Consider the following 18,033-nt stretch of genomic DNA (forward strand, 5'->3'; position numbering starts at 1 on the left):
AAAGCAGCCCTCGATTGCGCGCATTTAGCCATTTTCGGCGTAACGCGTGACGCTTACTCAACCCCTATGTGGAGAAAGTCCGCCATAATTTATAAATTTAGAACAAGGTGTGGCTATGTGCGAGACGGGAGGTTAGTGCTTTCTAATCCCCACTCATCATAGCTAGGCGTTAGCGTGAATACATTGTAAATTCTCATGACTAAATTTCACCACTATGACTGACTTAATTTGGACTATTAGAAAGTTAATAAGGAACCGACATGTTGGTTTGATACACATAATCAGCCTAATGGCCGGTGTATGTGGCTTCCTTTTTATTTTCACTTACTGTTATCACCAGCTCTCTTACGACACATATCACGGAGACACTTCTGCTCTATTTCGGGTCAATTCAGCATGGGTTAGTGACACTGATGAGAGTATGATGACTATTACACCAGGTACTATCAGTGCTGATCTCAAACAGAATTACCCTTTTGTTAAAGCAGCGGGTTACGTTAGCCTGATTGATCATAATCCTCAAATCACTCATCAGAGTCACATCATTGAGACTGAGGACTTTTACTCCGCTGATCACGACATTTTAAATGTCTTCAGGTTTGATTTTATCTGCGGAAATAAAAATAATGCGCTTTCCCAGCCAAAACAACTCATACTTAATGAAACTTATGCGCTTAAAGTCTTTGGCCACACCGATTGTATCGGTGATTTGATTGAGATACAGGAAAAGTCTTTTGAAGTGATTGGAGTATTTAAAAACTGGCCTTCGAATGTTGATTTCAATATCAATGGACTTTTTACGAATGAAAATGTGCCCTCAAAAAATGATCAGTTTGCCTTCCGGACTTTTGTAAAATTAGAAGGTGTCCAAAAAGAACCACACTTGAATAAAGTGTTGGAAGAGCTTGCCGAGGCTTACTACAAGAATGACAAGGAGGCAAAATCAAGTATTTATTTCCGTCCCCAAAGCTTCAAAGGACTGCATTTTGAAAAGAGCCTACTGGCAGATTCTCCCAAGGGCAATATCAATTTTGTCTACATCTATCTTTTGACCGGGTTGATCTTATTCGTCATCGTTTTAACCAACCAGATCAATCTTAATTTTGTCAGGAATGCGGATTTGGTCAAAACAAATGGAATCACAAGAATATTGGGTGGAAGCAAATGGCGAGTGAAATATCAGAACCTACTGGAAAATTCATTGCTATTGTCGATAGGAGTAGGGTTATCTCTTCTTTTATTTCAGGTTATTCTGAAGAATGGAACCAAGGTAAATGATTTCCTGCTTACAGATTTATTGGAGCATCCCTGGGTCATCGCCTTGATCATTACCTTTTATTTTATTATCACCTGGACAGTTAGCCTGCTTACAACATCCGTTTCATTAAATAAAGACCTGAGTTTAGCACTTAAAAAACAACTCACTCATAATTTGCCAAGTGCCAAATTCAGGAATTATCTCGTTTTATTTCAATATACCGTATGTTTAGTGCTCGTGTCGGCTTTAGTAGTCCTGCACAATCAATGGGATTACATTAAAGGAAAGGATCTCGGATTTAATTCAGATAACATTCATGTGGTTGATGTAGTATCGGTATCAAGAGAAGATAAAAATAAGTTGCTGCTGGAGCTGTCCGATTTATTCGGATATGAAAACGTTAGTACTACTCCTGTAGATGGAACAGACGTTACTTTTTCAACGTTGAGTTTTCCAAATAAGGAACGATTTAACTTAAATGTAAGTACCATCAATGCAGATGCTACCTTCTTTAACATCATGGGCATTCAATTGATATTGGGAGTATTACCGGCCCCTGCTAAAGGATTTAATTTTGACAATGGACATAGAATGCCAGTAGTCATCAATGAAACACTAGCCAGAAGTATCCCCAACCCAATTGGAACAAATGTGAATGTTGATGGGTGGTTTAAAGGGCGCATCGCTGGTATAATCAAGGATTTTCATTATAAGTCGTTACACAATGCCATTGAACCCTTAGTCATTTTTCCTTCTCATTCTGGCTTCAAACCCGGCCCAGGAAATAAGGCCAGTTTTGCGATTAGAAGCACAAAAGAAGAAGTTGACATATCCAATCTGACTGCAGAAGTCTTGCCATCAAATCAATTTCAAATTCAATCTGCTTCAAACAAAATGTTGGAGAACTATGAGCAGGAAAAGCAAGCAATGAAGCTGCTCGGATTGTTTTCAGGAGTATCTGTGTTTGTTGCTCTATTGGGGATTAGCGGACTATTGATATACACCATGAAGAAAAGAAAATTTGAAATTGGGATCCGTAAAGTACTTGGTGCTCAACTTTCAAGTCTCATAATATTATTTGGCAAAAAGATACTAAAGCTGATTGGGATTGCGGTAGTGATCTCATTCCCATTAATTCTACTTTTAAAAGATAAGTTTTTAAGTCTCTATGCTTTCAGCACCGAAGTTGATTGGCTTACATTGCTCATTCCAGGGTTGCTCGTTGCTACGATCACAATCCTGTTGATATTAGGTTTGGTTAGATATTCCAGTAAGGTAAATCCTGTCGAGCTAATCAGGGATGAATGACCCTTGCTAACTAATTCTGACCGGTGCCGATCGAAATACACATTTGAACATCGCGCTACCCGATGGCACGCGTTTAGCCATTTTCGGCGTAACGCGTGACGCTTACCCAACCCCCTTCGGATCAATTCTACTACTGCAATGACCGCTTCAAGCTGTGCATAAAGCATTTCACCCTCTGCATAGAGCACTTTCACCTCTGCATAAAGCATTTCACCCTTTGCATAGAGCACTTCCACCTCTGCACAGACCATTTTACCCTGTGCATAGACCATTTCCGGTAATGCATAGAGCATTTTACCCTCTGCATAAAGCACTTCCACCTCTGCACAGTCCAATTCATCCACTGCAATGGCCCCGGGCTACTCTACACCAAACCCAATTGGCGTTTACTCAACGACTTGAAATGGTGATTTTGACCTTAGGGTAATATTTTGTAGTCCGATAAGTATTTCTTTTTGAGTGTTTCCAGCAGTTCGGCCGTGATCTTTTCTCCTGTTTCCGACAGATGTTTGATGCCCACGAGGTGATCGATGGCCTGCGTTTTCATCATGCCATAGATCGGTAGGAAATCAGCCAGTCCCTGCATTTGATAGCTCATGTGCACCAGGGCCAGCGTACCATCCCCCGAAGGTTTTACCTGAAAGTCCACCTGCATTTTGTCTATCATGACCCCTTCTTTTTGATAGACCTCCATGGCGTAGGCCTTACCCGGATCCCAGGCCGTGATTCTTTCTTCTACATACACGCCCGGCTGGATGTTGCACCGCCTGGCCTGTCCCAGTCCCTCGGTGATATCACCGACCGTATACGCGTCATGCACCATGGGTACAAAGTCAGCCACGTTATCAAACTTCGACCACAGCGCCCATACCTGGGCAGTTGAGGCCTCGATAAAGATCTGTGCAGACACATGCTTCGGTTGCGAACCGCCATAGATGCCTATGGCTATAATGAGGGCTGCTATGACGCCTATGATATAAATGATCATCCTTTTCATGGTTGTTGTTTTTTGTATTTCATTCTGATGAGCTTTTGATTGGTGGGTTCATGTACCGACTCAGCGATTTGTTCAAATCCGTATCGATCGTAAAAGGCTCGACCAATACTGTTGTTTTTGAAGACCTCGACTTCTAACTCTGAGTGAAGCAGGCTCACATGATCCATGAGTTGCTTTCCGAGACCTTGTCCATGTTTGTTAGGGTGGACAAAAATGGCTCCAACCTCATTGCTTATCATACTGATAAACCCGTCGATCTGATCATCTGTAGTTACCACCCAAGTAAGTGTATTCGGAATGTATATTTCGCGAATGTTCTTCTTCTCCTGTTCCATGAAGTCTGCAGTGAGAAAAGGATGTGCCAGTGAGGAGGATTGATACCACACGTTAATGAGGGTGTCTGTATCGGTTTCCTTGAATGCTCTGATTGTTGTTTGCATTTGATTTTAAGTTTTCTGTTATTCTAGCGTTTTTGATTACTTACTGAAAGCAAATATGTGGGCATGCATCGTCCCAATCGACTCATGCGCTGATATGAGACATTATTTTTTTAATGTCCGGAGAAAGAAATTTTTAGTGTGAAAGAGACTTGTAGCGTATTATCCTTGCGGCACTTTCTCGCTGGAAGCAGAGGACTGCGTTTGATATGCTTTAGGTGTTACTCCGGCCATCTGCTTGAAGATCCTGTTCATAGAAGCCTTAGAATTGAAACCGCTTTCGAACCCCAATGCCAGAATCGTGAAATTCTGTTTTTTTGGATCAGTCAGTAGTTTTTTGAAATGCTCCACCCGGTATTGATTGACATAGTCATAAAAGGTAAGTCCTGCTTTGCTATTCAGCGTCTGCGAAACCTTGTGCGTGGTGATGTCCAATTTTTCGGCCAAGTCATGCACTTTAAATTCCGGATTGAGGTAAAGCTGCTCATCTTCAAATAGCTGATCGATCTGCGTTTGTAGCTGATCCAGGTCTTCATCGCTCAGTGTGGAGGATTGATACTTTTGAGTGGGTTTACCCGCCTTCAGGGTCACGGATTTGTTTGCCGGATCATAATCATAAAACTCGGCCACTGCGTATTGCCTGATCCCATGGTAACTCAGATAGATCATCAATATCACAAACCAGACATTAAAAATGGGTCGGATATCCGCGATGCTTGTCGCAATTTCCAGGCTCAGCGCACCCCAGGCAGCGAATGCCGTGAATTTGAGTATAAGGTAAATCCAGATAAAGTTCTTGAGCCAATGGAGATTGACTTGAGCAATGTCAGAATAATTGTTTTTAAGCGTCTGGTCATATGATTTGGTCTTTTTCAAGAGCCAAAACAAAGCGCCGACGTTGAAGAAGTCGTGCACCAGTAGGAGTGTTTTGTAGGCTACCGGAGGTGAGTTGTAAATCGTGTCAAGATCTGAAAGTGTATAATTCGATATACTGAAGTCCGTCAAAAGAAAAATGGTCCAAATCACCGCATAAGCACCGAACCACCACCATTCTTTTCTCAATTGGTGACCTTCATCCAGCATGAGGGCCGCATAGGTCAGGAAGGCGGCAAAGAGATAAGGAGTCAGTAAACTCCGAATGATCAGGTTGGTGTGCGTCAGACCCTGTCGTAACCATAGATCGATGATGAAGTAGGCGGCGAGCAATCCTATCACGGCAATCAACCAGTAGTCGCAGTTTTTTTTGCCTTTTTTCATGAATATGAACAAAAGCATAATACACAACACACTGGCCCCAACGATGTTGACTGCAATCATAAGCACAATAATATGCTGCTTTGAATGAATAGTTGGGTTGCTTAGGTGATATTTTCGGAGCAGCCTTTTGGATCAAAGAACGAGCTTAACTCGCAGACGAGTTGACCTATATAGCAGGTCATAAACCCAGTGACCAAGAGCTGTCAATGGTTCGATTCGAATATATTTTAGTAATTTTAGAATATGAACCGCCTGCTGAAAGTCTTTGTGCTTATCCTATTGAGCCAGTTGCCATTGATGGCTCAGAAGCAGTACAAGATTGACAGTCTAAAAGCAATTCTGAAAACAGATATTCATGACACCACCAGATTCACGGTGCTTCAAAATATCTCCAGGCACACCACATTTATCAACGGAGATACCTCTGCACACTATGCTCGATTAGGACTGGCATTGGCCCGAAAATTAAATGATGACCTCAAGGCAGCGCGGATGCTAACATTTGAAGGAATAGCCCACTGGGTTAACTCAGATTTTGATTTAGCGATTGACAGATTCAAACAGGCGGAATATATTTTCGACTCTTTAGGTGATCTAAATGGCATCAGTTCTATCAATACCAATCTGGGAATCATATATGACAACCAGGGTAAATATCAACTGGCGCTCGATCATTATTTTAAATCTATCAAGTATCGTGATCCTGCATATGACAGTGTTTTTGACTGGATCGCCCATAAAGTAAACGTTGGAGCTGTATACAATAGCATGGGGTTGACGCAGGAAGCATTGGATGCTTTTATGACAGCCATTGATCTCGCAGAAAATAACCCCGAACTAATTGACAAGGCCACAAAAAGTTATGTAAATGTGGCCAATATTCATTTGGATCTGGGTCAGTTAGATTCGGCCAAGATTTATATAGATAAAGTAATGGCTGCAGGTGAAAGGCAAGAGAGCCCGACTACAATGGCTGATGGATACGAACTGATGGGAGCCTTGCTTACAAGGCAAAAAAACTACTTAAAAGCTATTGAAAGCTACAAAAAGGCAGAAAGTGAAGCGCTTAAGTTAGGAAGTAAAACGGAATTGGCAATTATCTACCAGGGTTATTCTCAGGCCTATTACGGGCTGGGAGATAGCACAAATGACAGAAAAAGCATACTTACAGGACTAGAATATGCCAACAAAAAAATAGCAATCAGTGAAGAGCTTGGTTTGGCCGAAGACTTACCGACAGGTTATAAAGCCAAATCAGAAATTCTGGAATGGCTGGGAGACCATAAAAACGCGCTTCTCTTTTATCAGGAATATGATGTGCTGAGCGACAGTTTATTTGGAGAAGCGCAATCAAACCAGGTGGCCGAAATGAAAGAGAAGTTTGAATCTGAGCAGAAACAGCGTCAGATAGAAGTGCAAAATGCAAAATTGGCCAGGCAGGAAATAGAATTGTCCAAACAAGCTATACTTAGAAATGCACTGATTGGTGGACTGGTTATGTTTGCCGTCATTATTGGCTTGATTTATAGAAATCAGCGGATCAAAAACAAAAAGAATCAGGAAATCGCAGAGAAGAACAAAGCCATTGAAGAGTCTCTGCATGAAAAAGAGTCCCTGCTCAAAGAAATCCATCACCGGGTGAAAAACAACCTGCAGGTGATCTCCAGTTTGCTCAATATGCAATCCCGAGGTACAGACAGCCCTGAAATGCTTGAGGTCATCCAGGAAGGGCAAAGTAGGGTAAAGGCCATGTCCCTGATTCATCAAAAACTCTATCAAACAGACAATCTAAGTGAGATTGATTTTCAGGACTACATCAGTCAGCTGATAGACCAGCTCGCTACTTTATATAAGAAAAAGGAACTCGAGGTGGAAAATCAGGTGGAGGCCAGGGAGATCATGCTGGATATAGACACTGCTATCCCGCTGGGTCTGATTCTAAATGAACTTATTTCCAACGCCTACAAATATGCCTTCAGCAGTGAAAGGAAAGGGTTGATCCAGATAGATCTAAAAAGGCTGGACGACGGGCAACTTCAATTAAACGTATCTGATAATGGTGACGGGCTTCCGGAAGACTTTGACCTTGAAGCAACTAAGTCTTTAGGGCTCAAATTGGTAAACATTCTAACCAAACAATTGAATGGTGAGCTGAGCTATGAATCAAAAAATGGGTCGCGCTTTAAGATCATATTCAATGAAATAAAAATGACCGCGTAATGGCCAAAGTAAAAATCCTTATTGTAGAAGATGAACTGATCATAGCTGAGGACATGCGTGATATGCTCGAATCACTAGGGTATGAGGTGGTCGGGGTAACTGGGAGACTCGACGAGGCCAGGCGACTGCTGGCTGCCACTGCACCAGATATTGCCATGGTAGACATTACGCTGGGAACAAAACAAGACGGACTGGACCTCGCCAGTCACATCATCAATCATCAGAATATTCCGTTTGTGTTTTGCACCTCTCATGCCGATAAAGGAACAGTAGATAAAGCGAAGCAGCTCCACCCTCATGGTTATTTAGTTAAGCCGTTTGAGCAGAACGATCTGTTTTCGGCTATTGAAGTAGCACTGTCCAACTTTTCTTATTCAAGAGACGCAGATAGCTCACCCCTGGAAGTGAAAAATAACGACCTGATCATCAAGGACTCTTTGTTTGTGAAAGAAGGCCATCTCTATGTGAAGGTCAAAATTGAAAAAATACAGTGGCTGTCTCCCGACGGAAATTATACGACCATACATGAAGAAGGTGGAAAGAAACACCTGGTAAGAATGCCGCTAAAAGACCTTCATGACCAACTCCCTCAGGACAAATTTTTCAGATCGCACCGCTCTTTTGTAGTAAACCTTGCCAGTATCGAAGCGATCAACAATCAAAACATCTACATCGACTCTCAGCAAATCCCTCTCGGAAAGAATTACAGAGACGAATTGCTCTCCCAGGTGAAAAAAATGCAATAACCTTAATCACGGGTTTTCCAACCTCCACATACATGAATTGGTCGTTCATCCCTCATTTTTGAGTTAGGTTCCTATCTGTAATAGCTTCATTTCACAAACAAACTGAAGTTGCTATGAAAGTTATTAATCTACTTGCCCTATTGGGTTTGATTTGCCTGGCAGGCCCTCTATCTGCGCAAATCAAACTAAATGAAGATTTTGAAACCTGTACGGGCGGCTGCCCGGATTTTATCGAGTGGAAGGAATTCTGGTGGAACGAGGTGCCCAATACCATGGCCACCGAATATTGGGAGAAAGAACGCTTCCAACTCGGTAGCGGCAATTGGGAAAGTTTTGACTGGACTGATCATCAAAAGGACGGGCTTGGAAACAAGTGGAATCGTCAAACAGAAGGAGCGAATGACTATTTGGGTGTCACACCTGCTACCTTTCATGGAGACCGTGCAAACCTACTAACTCCTAAAATTCAAATTTCAAAAAAGTCATTATTATTTTTTGAATATCGAGCAGATCATGATGTGTTCAATAGTGCTGCATCGCTGGAGCTTTATTGGACAGATGGTATTCAGACAGGTGGAAATGAAACACTCTGGCAAGCGAGTAATGACTTGAATTCAGATTATGTCTGGACTGAGCGGACAATTGTTTTGGACAAGGGCTACAATTCAGACAGACAGCTACTTTTCCAGGTATGGACAGATCTTCTAAATCAAAAATTTGAATTGGATAACCTGGTGATCTATGAAATGCCCGCTCCTGTAGCAGAATACAAAATGGAAGGCAATGGAGACGATGCTTCAGGAAATGGCCTGACGGCAGGCGTACCTGTTAATGTATTGGAAGGGCCAGACCGGCACAACATCTCAGGCAAAGGATATCAATTTCGTGGTTCGCAGTTCATGAGTATCGTGGACAACAATCTACTGGACTTCACAGATGCGTTTTCCATGACCGCCTGGATCAAAATCAATCCTTCTCAAACCGGCATAGGAACAATCGCCGGAAAAGCCGCGGGTGCTGTATCAAATTATGCTTTTGGTGTAGAAGAAGAAAACGGGAAGTACAAGCTGAGAATGGAATTAGTTAACGGTGCAAATACCACCGTATTAAAGAGTACTACTGAGCTGGATCCTGATACGTGGTACCATGTGGCCTGTACTTTCGACAAGCCTACGATGACACTGGTTATTAACGGGGTGGAGGACGCCACTGCTACTTTCAACCACTCATTGCTCAATAACCCGGAGCATCTGAGAATCGGCCGGGAAAGCTGGCACAGTTCACTGGATAGACACTTCAATGGATTCATTGATGACCTGGCGGTATACGACCAGGCGTTATATTGGAAATACATTCGGTATAAGCGCAATCAGGAAAAGCCTACCACTGTCGTTAATCAAAACTATGTAGCCGAAATTGACGCTGCCTCTTCCATCAATGTTCAGGAAGAATCTACCTATGATTTCGGTGGGCATTTCACCATCGAAACGCAGTTCAGGTCAAACGGTTTCGTGTCACCAAATGAAGTCATCATTTCGAAAGGAAATGACGCCTGGACCATTCGTAGAAATGGAACGACAAACCAGCTAATTTTCGATGTCGCTGGGGCCGGGTCAGTAGTCAGCCAAACCAGTGTGAATGACCAAAAGTGGCATCATGTAGCTGGCGTCTATGATGGGACAAACCTCAAGATTTATATCGATGGTTATTTGGAAGATGAAGCGGTGGCTTCCGGAACTCCGGCAGTAAACAATCAAAACGTAACGATCGGAGCAAACCCGGTGTTTGATAATGCCGAGTTTTTTGGACAAATAGATGAGACCAGAATTTGGTCATCGGCCAGATCAGCGGCTCAAATTAAAGACGGTGCCAATACAGGACTCGATGGCGATGAGCCAGGATTGCTGTCCTATTGGAGATTCAATGAGGGCAAGGGGACATACGCTGAGGATTCAAGAGGGTACAATGGAGCCGAATTTTTAAACACGGCTGCATTTACCAATCGAGTGGTGAATGTTGACGTCAATGAGGCCCCTACTAATATCCTCCTTAGCAGCAGTCAAATCAACGAAGGCTTGCCCGCCGATACCAAAGTGGGAGATTTGTCAACCACCGATGTCAATCTCAGCGATACATTCACTTATGAATTGGTGGCAGGATCTGGCGATGAAGACAATGATAAATTTAACATTCCGGATGTCCGTCTTTTCACCAATGAAACATTCGATTTTGAAACGAAAAGTTCCTACAGTATTCGAGTCAGAAGCACTGACAATAGAGGCTTATTTTTCGATAATATCTTCACCATCAATTTAGTGGACTTAAATGAAGCGCCCACCGATATTTCTATTTCCAATAGTACAGCTTACGAAAATGTAATAGACGAAGTGGGTCAACTGACCACTACCGATGAGAATGCAGGAAATACTTTTACTTACTCACTCATCACCGGCACAGGTGACACGGACAATGCTACTTTTGAAATCATAGATGACAAGCTTTGGGTTCAATCTATATTAGACTATGAGGCACAGCCGCAATACAGCGTAAGGATAGAAACCAAAGACAACGAAGGAGCCACTTTTGAAAAGGCCTTTACAATCACGGCCAAAGACACAACTGATAATAGAGGAGGCATATTTGATAATTCAAAACTGCTAATCACCCAAGACGACCTTCAGGGGGTAGGCACAGTATCTATGTGGGTCTTCATGAATACATTGAGCTCGGGAACTGCGCAAACTATTGCCAACAGACATTCGGCAACTGCGTCACAAAATGGATGGAATCTTGTGCAGGCTGGAGAGAGTTTTCGGATACAGGTGAAAGGAAATGGAGCCCCCAAAAACATTAATTCTATCAATTTCATAGAAGACAGTACCTGGTACCACCTGGCCATCGCATTCGATTATAACCTGGATTTAGTGTTCCTATATATTGATGGGGTATATCAGGGAGAGGCGTCAATAGCAGGATTTGGTTTTGAAACCGGAGAGGTATGGCTGGGAGATAGTCCTGATAATTTTTGGAGCTCTTTTGACGGTGTCATGGATGAGGTGAAGGTTTGGAACAAAGTTTTGACAGCCAATCAGATCAAATGTGAAATGGGTAACTTTTCTCTTATCGAGACGGATGGAGCATTGACCTATCTCAAACTGGATGTTCCCAATGCGTCGACACTTACAGATCATTCCCCGGGCGGGACGTCCACTTTCGCAGCCACTGATTTGGAATGGGGGCTCTCTCTTGATGCGCTAAACCAGGCACCTACCGGTTTCATTGTAGAGGGGAGCCAAATCCATGAAAACGAATCATCAGGCATATTAGTAGCCGGGTTTTCGGCCATAGACCCAAATGACATTAGTGGGTTCGCCTACGAGCTGGTAGCTGGTGCAGGCGATGACTTCAATGATCATTTCAGCTTTCAGGATAATGTCCTGTATACGACTGACCAAAGTCTTGATTATGAATCAAATACAACGGTATCCATTCGGGTAAAATTGACTGACCCCTTTTGCCTGTCTTATGAGGGTAACCATACATTTGAGGTCATTGATGTAGGAGAAAACCCAACCATCACGGTAGGAGAAGACATTTTTGTAGTCAAGGACTCCGGTCCGCAAACCTTTGCCGGATGGGCCACCAATATTTCGGATGGCGATAGTGGAACGGACCCTGTGCTCATTACGCTTACTGCTGAAGATCAGAGCTTGTTTTCAACGCAGCCAAAAATAGCAGTTGGCAACGGTGATCTGACCTTTGAGTCTGCCAGCGGCAAAACAGGGGAGACCATTGTCAATGGAGTGATATTCGAGTTCATTACGGATCCTATTACGATGGAACCTATCCCGGGTGCTACTACAAGTTTCAGCTTCAACATCAAGATTACAGAATTCAATACAGCGCCAACGGTTGCCAATCCCATAGCAGATCAAAATCTGGATGCGGGCTTTGCGAGTACTTTAATCGATTTAGCCAACATATTTACTGATGCCGAGGGCCATGCGCTGATGCTGTCAGCTTCTAGCAGCGATGTCTCCGTGGTCAGTGTGAGTTTGTCTGACACGGACCTCACGATTACTGAAGTTGGGAGTGGATCGGCCACCATCACCGTGACCGCCAATGACGACAATGGTGGAGTGACGGACGACGTTTTTGTAGTCAATATCATTATTGCTGGAAACAACAGTCCCACAGTGGCCAGTCCCATTGACGATGTGTCGGTACAAGAAGGGTTTGGTTCCGTGGAGGTGAATGTAGCTAACGTATTTAGTGATACAGATGCGGATGCCTTGTCAATCACCGCCGCTTCAAGTGATGAATCGGTCGCTACAGTAAGTGTTTCCGAGCAGGTCTTAACCATTACAGAAGTAGCCAATGGTGCCACTACCATTACTGTGACTGCAGCTGATGGCAAAGGTGGGACAGTGGACGACGTTTTTATTATAAATGTAAATGCTGCCGGAAATAACAGTCCCTCCGTGGCCAATCCAATCGCCAATTCTTCAATGGAAGAAGGGTTTGGCACTGTGGATGTGAATCTAACTGACGTCTTCAGCGACGCAGATGCAGATGCACTATCAATCACCGCAAGTTCAAGCAACGTATCGGTCGTCACTGTCTCTATCGCTGAACATGTATTGACGCTCACGGAAGTAGGCAGTGGAACGGCTGTGATCACTGTTACCGCGAGTGATGGTCGTGGAGGTTCGGTCACGGATGACTTTGAAGTCATAGTTACTGAAAAAGGAACAGTAACAGCTATCGAAAATGGGCCCGCAGCCATAAACATTTACCCAAATCCATTTGAAGATAAATTCACACTAGAATTACCAGAAAGGGGAGTAGATGAAATAGGTATTTACGACTTGCTAGGCAATAGGATCTTTTACCAGCTAAATCATATAGAAAACAACGTGGTAATAAATACTGATCAATTCAAGAGAGGAGTTTACATGATCAGATTGCGAACTACTTTAGGTATTATATCCAAAAAGATAGTCAAGAATTAGTCACAACAACTTCAGTTTGTATTTACCTATAAGGGCCGCATTCCATATGAATGTGGCCTTTTTTAGTTTTTGGCTAGCTACTGCTCAATCGAAATCATAGTTCGAATATCGTCTTTTTGAGTGCCGATAAGCAGAGGCTTGTTTACTTTGGGAAGCACTTTTACATCGTAAAGTTCATCGACATGGCCAGACAATCGTACCCAGTGTTCTGCGGCACCTGTCTCAAGGTTGATGATCTGAAGGCCACATCTCGCTTGAGTATTTGCGGCTTTCAAATTGTCGTCCAAGGCCAGACCTCCAAAAGTTCTGTTTTTTCTTGCAGATGAAATTGCGACTATGGCATAATTCCCAACAAAGTCCAGCCCTCTAAGAAATCCCGGGCAAAACGCAATTTTTTCAAATTTATTAGTTTTCAGATCAACGGAGCCGAAGTAACCCGTACCTGCTTCCAGGAGATATAATTTTCCATTATACCAGCGGGGTGAATGCGGCATGGACAAACCGTCGCAAACAATCTCGTTGGTTTGAACGTCCATCACGACACCTCCATTCTGGCGGTGCTCACGCCAGCCATCCGAAACATCACTCATACCCACCATAGTCACATGTGCAGGTTGGCCATCTCGTTCTGCCAGACCATTCAAATGGCATCGGTCCTCAGGTACCAATTTCGATATAAATGGTGGTTGCCACACCCGTTTAAAACTATGACTTTCGCTGACAGTTGCCAGGCAACTAAATAATGTATTGACGAAGATGGGCCTGCCGTCATTTCCAACCATGATGTCATGGATATCAATATCACCCGTCGTATAAGCAGCCTGTGGCAAATACACTTTATCGTAGTCCTTGAATTTACCATCTGGTGGAAGCGAGTTGTCAAAACGCCACAGCTGAAACAGCGAACTCATCCAAAAGGTATTGTCTATCGCTTTACTCAATCCCATGCATCTGCTAAATGTTCGTTCGGTAACATGTAGCGTCTGGTCCGGATTGGTGCCTAGCATAAAGGCTTTACCGAGCTGATAGGTGGTGAACATCAAACTCGCCTGATGAGAGGTTAACCAGTTTTGAAACTGACGGGAGGTGACGATTTCAAAGGTGGGTTGATCCGATGGTGTTTTTGTTTGCAGTTTTTCAGCTATCATAATTGACATCATTTAGTTGTTCTAAAAAGAAGGCGATCGCACATCAAGCGCGACGGCCCTCCTGGTTGTTGTAGATTATCCTTACAGTTTGCTAAGTCTATGGGAGATGGTTTGCCTACCGCTCATTTGTATCTCCATGATGTAGATTCCTGCACTTAGTTTTGCTACATCCATACTAGCGTTCATCTTTGCCTTCTTTTTTTCGATTTCCTTTCCAAGTAATACCTGGCCGCTTAAATCTATAATTTGAATCTTAACAGATCCAACATGATTGTTTTCCAGTGCCAGCTTAATTTGCTCCATCGCAGGATTTGGATAGATCTGAATGCCACCGTCAATTTCGCCTGCTACGCTCAATACCGGAATGGAGGCAACTTCTATCGTTTCACTATCTGAGCTGCTGCCGTCACTTACACTGACAGTAACATCATGTGTGCCGTTATCGGAATTAGATGGTGTCCAGCTAAACGCGCCTGTGATACCATCTATAGTCATTCCTTTGCCGATTGAAGTTTCATCCAAACTGAATGTGAGTATTTGTGCAGGTAGGTCTTCATCCATAGCGATAGCATTGAAAACTAAAGTCGCGCCCTCTTCTGTATTCTTGTTGCCTAAAGCGGTCAAAACAGGAGCTGTATTAACTTCATTTACCGTTATTGTTACCATCTCACTAATCGAACTTTGTCCATCACTAACAGTTACGGTGATGGAATGCACACCGTCTTGTGATTCCGAAGGGGTCCAACTAAATGCTCCTGTTGCCGCATCCATAACCATGCCTTTGGCTGTAGACGATTCATCCAGGCTAAAAGTCAGCGTTTGCGCCGGTATATCTGTATCTGAGGCAGCAGCAGTAAAAATCAATTCAGCACCTTCGTCCGTGCTTTGATCTCCAATGGCTGCCAGTACCGGTGTGTTGTTGTCATTTACCGTGATGGTAATCACTTCGGTGTCCTCTGTGACCCCATCACTAACTTTTACAGTAACGTCGTGAGTCGTAGCCGCTAGTTCTGTGCCTGGAGTCCAACTAAATGCGCCAGAGGCCGCATCGAGAGTCATGCCTTTGCCAGAAGAAGTTACATCCAAGCTGAAGGCCAATGTTTGGGCTGGTATATCCTCATCCGTAGCAGCAACAATGAATGTCAATTCCTTGTTTTTGTCTATAGCTTGGTTTCCTATAGCCGCAAGCACCGGGGCATCATTGGTATTATTGATAGTTAAATCGAATGTAGCTTCAGTGGTGAGGCCATCTACATCGGTCGCAGTAACAGTTATGGATAAGATGCCAACATCTCCATTAGCAGGTGTGCCACTGAAAGTATTTGTTTGATCGTCAAAAGTCAGCCAGGCAGGCAATTCTCCGTTACCTGACAGCGCTGCAGATAAGGTATGTACATCGTTTGGGTTGATGTCATCAAACGTGTTGGCGGCTACAATGAAATTAAATACGGCATCTTCATCAGTAACCTGATCGGGTATGGTATTGGCGACAGTAGGTGCAGTAGGTTTAATGATTCCAAACAATACATACCCGGCGCCGACATTGGTGTTGGCACCTGTTGCGCCGATTACTACGTCATCGACACCGTCACCATTAATGTCTCCCAGATTACTGACCGCTGTGCCTAATAGGTCGTCTACTTCGTTTCCTTTGATAGCAAAACCATTTGTGCCATCCAGACCGGTTAAGTCAATGGCTGCTCCAAAGGCGTTGGAACTGCCAAAAATTACATAGCTCGTCCCGACATCTGAATCGGTTGTTCCATCGACTTTGGGAGCGCCGATAATCAGATCATCCGCTCCATCCTGATTGATGTCACCGGCACTACTTACGGCACTGCCAAATTCGTCATTTGCTCCTATTCCTTTAATAGAAAATCCATTTGTGCCGTCCAGACCAGATAGTTCGATAGTGGCTCCAAAAGCGTTATTGCTCCCAAAGAGCACATAACTGACCCCTGCATCATAGGCTCCATCATTGTCTGCTTTTGGCGCTCCAAATACGAGGTCATCAATGCCGTCACCATTGACATCGCCAGCATGACTTACAGAGGTGCCGAATTTGTCATATCTGGCTGCTCCTTTTACTGTAAAGCCATTTGTGCCGTCCAGCGCATTCAATTCTACTCTGGCAGAAAATCCGGTATCAGTTCCAAAGACCACGTAGCTATTACCTGTGGAGTAATAGACATTGGGTGCCCCAATAACCAGATCATCAAAACCGTCATTATTAATATCTCCGGCATGGCTCACCGACATGCCTGTTTGATTGTAGCGTGCTGTGCCATTGAGCATAAAACCGTTTGAGCCATCGAGAGCATTCAATTCTACCCGGGAAGAAAATCCGGTATCACTTCCAAAGACCACATAACAGTTGCCTAAACTGTAGTAGACATTTGGTGCTCCCACAATCAGGTCGTCAATACCATCACCATTAATGTCCCCGGCCTGACTGACGGAAGTGCCAGTCTTATTGTAACGAGCTGTTCCATTAATCATAAAACCCGTAGAACCGTCGCCAGCATCAAGGGTAGATAAATTAACCTGCGCAGCAAAGCCTGTATCACTTCCAAAAAGAACATAGCTATTTCCCAGACTGTAGTAGACTGCCGGGGCACCGATAATCAAATCATCAATGCCGTCACCGTTGATATCGCCTGCTTTACTGACAGAGGTTCCCGACTCGTTATACTTGCCTGCTCCATTAATTTTAAATCCATTGGAACCGTCTAATGCTGATAAATCCAAACTGGGATTAAAGCCGCTGCTAGTTCCAAAAACTACGAAGCTATTGCCGGTGTTATAGTAAACATTCGGAGCCCCAATGATCAGGTCATTGATACCGTCACCATTCACATCACCGGCATCACTCACAGATTTGCCGGATAGCGTATTGGCGCCTACTCCGTTGAGAGTGAAACCTGTGGTGCCGTTGAGTGTCGAAAGCTCAAGGGTACCTGGAAATGTGTTTTGGGCCTGAATGCCGGTTGTGGGTGCCATGGCCAACCAGGCGGATAATGCACTGGCAGTTACACCCAATTTCCACTTCCGATTGAGCCCCATCAGTCTGCGAGCGATGATAGCTATCTTTCGCTCAAGACGAGAATCATATTTATTTAAAAGTCTTACTTGTGCATGACGATAACGACGCTGCAGTTTGATCCAGTGGTAGAAATTATTTTTTCTCATGGCAATTGTTTTGAATTACACTTTATTAATAATAGCTCAGGTCTTTGTTGCACTGTTTTTCCAGGGAATTACTAATACTTTATTCAAGTTTTATCTTGACTTTCTGACCTCCAGATTGCTCCATAAAAAGCAACAAGAGTAGCAGGTAGGTTAGGCTTTTGGGAAAGGTTGATTTTTCCAATGTAGAAGAAAAAAAATCTTTTTTCGTGCGGAATATTTCTTTTTTTGATGCTTGGAGAGCAACTTTTTTTTCTTTTAAAAACTAATAATAGTTTGATGCAGACTTTTTGTACAATAAGGAAAATCCTAAAAAGAAGTTTGTTCCAAAAGAGGCCAAATTGAATTGTTTGATCAACCTCTTTTTTGATGCGAAATCATAAGTTTTTGCATTTACTGCAACAGATCGAAAGGGACCGATTTAAGACTCGAACTCAGGTTAAAAGCACTTTTATTCAAAGCAT

At 43.4% G+C, this 18,033-nt stretch carries 9 protein-coding genes; 4 read left to right on the plus strand and 5 right to left on the minus strand.

What is annotated here, in order from left to right:
* Positions 1 to 214 precede the first annotated feature (214 nt).
* Positions 215 to 2,566 (plus strand): ABC transporter permease, encoded by a 2,352-nt coding sequence (locus ABJD64_RS21685; protein ID WP_348176594.1) that lies wholly within the window; start codon positions 215 to 217, stop codon positions 2,564 to 2,566.
* Positions 2,567 to 2,984: 418 nt separating this feature from the next.
* On the opposite strand, the gene ABJD64_RS21690 is transcribed toward ABJD64_RS21685, so the two are convergent.
* From ABJD64_RS21690 to ABJD64_RS21700, 3 genes are all read right to left on the minus strand, one after another.
* Positions 2,985 to 3,563, minus strand: coding sequence for an SRPBCC family protein (locus ABJD64_RS21690; RefSeq protein ID WP_348176596.1), 579 nt, complete (start codon positions 3,561 to 3,563; stop codon positions 2,985 to 2,987).
* Positions 3,560 to 4,003 carry a GNAT family N-acetyltransferase gene (locus tag ABJD64_RS21695; RefSeq protein ID WP_348176598.1) on the minus strand — a complete coding sequence of 148 codons (444 nt, stop codon included), beginning with the start codon at positions 4,001 to 4,003 and terminating at the stop codon, positions 3,560 to 3,562. Before ABJD64_RS21695 ends, ABJD64_RS21690 begins: the two co-directional genes overlap by 4 nt.
* A 159-nt stretch (positions 4,004 to 4,162) precedes the next feature.
* Positions 4,163 to 5,257, minus strand: coding sequence for a helix-turn-helix domain-containing protein (locus ABJD64_RS21700; protein WP_348176600.1), 1,095 nt, complete (start codon positions 5,255 to 5,257; stop codon positions 4,163 to 4,165).
* 243 nt (positions 5,258 to 5,500) lie between these two features.
* On the opposite strand from ABJD64_RS21700, the gene ABJD64_RS21705 reads away from it, so the two are divergent.
* From ABJD64_RS21705 to ABJD64_RS21715, 3 genes are all read left to right on the plus strand, one after another.
* Positions 5,501 to 7,477, plus strand: a complete 1,977-nt coding sequence (locus ABJD64_RS21705) for a sensor histidine kinase (RefSeq protein ID WP_348176602.1) — start codon at positions 5,501 to 5,503, stop codon at positions 7,475 to 7,477.
* On the plus strand, positions 7,477 to 8,223 hold the full coding sequence (locus ABJD64_RS21710) for a response regulator (protein WP_348176604.1): 747 nt from the start codon (positions 7,477 to 7,479) through the stop codon (positions 8,221 to 8,223). Before ABJD64_RS21705 ends, ABJD64_RS21710 begins: the two co-directional genes overlap by 1 nt.
* Before the next feature lie 113 nt (positions 8,224 to 8,336).
* Positions 8,337 to 13,235: a LamG-like jellyroll fold domain-containing protein gene (locus tag ABJD64_RS21715; protein WP_348176606.1), complete on the plus strand. Its 4,899-nt coding sequence runs from the start codon at positions 8,337 to 8,339 to the stop codon at positions 13,233 to 13,235.
* Positions 13,236 to 13,312: 77 nt separating this feature from the next.
* On the opposite strand, the gene ABJD64_RS21720 is transcribed toward ABJD64_RS21715, so the two are convergent.
* Together ABJD64_RS21720 and ABJD64_RS21725 are read right to left on the minus strand one after the other, a co-directional pair.
* The gene (locus ABJD64_RS21720; RefSeq protein ID WP_348176608.1) at positions 13,313 to 14,383 is read right to left on the minus strand and encodes a TIGR03032 family protein; all 1,071 of its coding nucleotides are present in this window, start codon (positions 14,381 to 14,383) and stop codon (positions 13,313 to 13,315) included.
* 81 nt (positions 14,384 to 14,464) lie between these two features.
* Complete coding sequence (locus tag ABJD64_RS21725) at positions 14,465 to 17,572, minus strand: putative Ig domain-containing protein (protein WP_348176610.1); 3,108 nt, start codon at positions 17,570 to 17,572, stop codon at positions 14,465 to 14,467.
* Positions 17,573 to 18,033: the final 461 nt, after the last annotated feature.

The organism is Reichenbachiella sp. (assembly GCF_039944555.1).
Classification (GTDB): Bacteria; Bacteroidota; Bacteroidia; order Cytophagales; family Cyclobacteriaceae; genus Reichenbachiella.

Coding starts and splice junctions, on each gene's coding strand:
- ABJD64_RS21685 (WP_348176594.1), top strand. CDS start 215: ATGACTGACTTAATTTGGACTATTAGAAAGTTAATAAGGAACCGACAT.
- ABJD64_RS21690 (WP_348176596.1), bottom strand. CDS start 3,563: ATGAAAAGGATGATCATTTATATCATAGGCGTCATAGCAGCCCTCATT.
- ABJD64_RS21695 (WP_348176598.1), bottom strand. CDS start 4,003: ATGCAAACAACAATCAGAGCATTCAAGGAAACCGATACAGACACCCTC.
- ABJD64_RS21700 (WP_348176600.1), bottom strand. CDS start 5,257: ATGAAAAAAGGCAAAAAAAACTGCGACTACTGGTTGATTGCCGTGATA.
- ABJD64_RS21705 (WP_348176602.1), top strand. CDS start 5,501: ATGAACCGCCTGCTGAAAGTCTTTGTGCTTATCCTATTGAGCCAGTTG.
- ABJD64_RS21710 (WP_348176604.1), top strand. CDS start 7,477: ATGGCCAAAGTAAAAATCCTTATTGTAGAAGATGAACTGATCATAGCT.
- ABJD64_RS21715 (WP_348176606.1), top strand. CDS start 8,337: ATGAAAGTTATTAATCTACTTGCCCTATTGGGTTTGATTTGCCTGGCA.
- ABJD64_RS21720 (WP_348176608.1), bottom strand. CDS start 14,383: ATGATAGCTGAAAAACTGCAAACAAAAACACCATCGGATCAACCCACC.
- ABJD64_RS21725 (WP_348176610.1), bottom strand. CDS start 17,572: ATGAGAAAAAATAATTTCTACCACTGGATCAAACTGCAGCGTCGTTAT.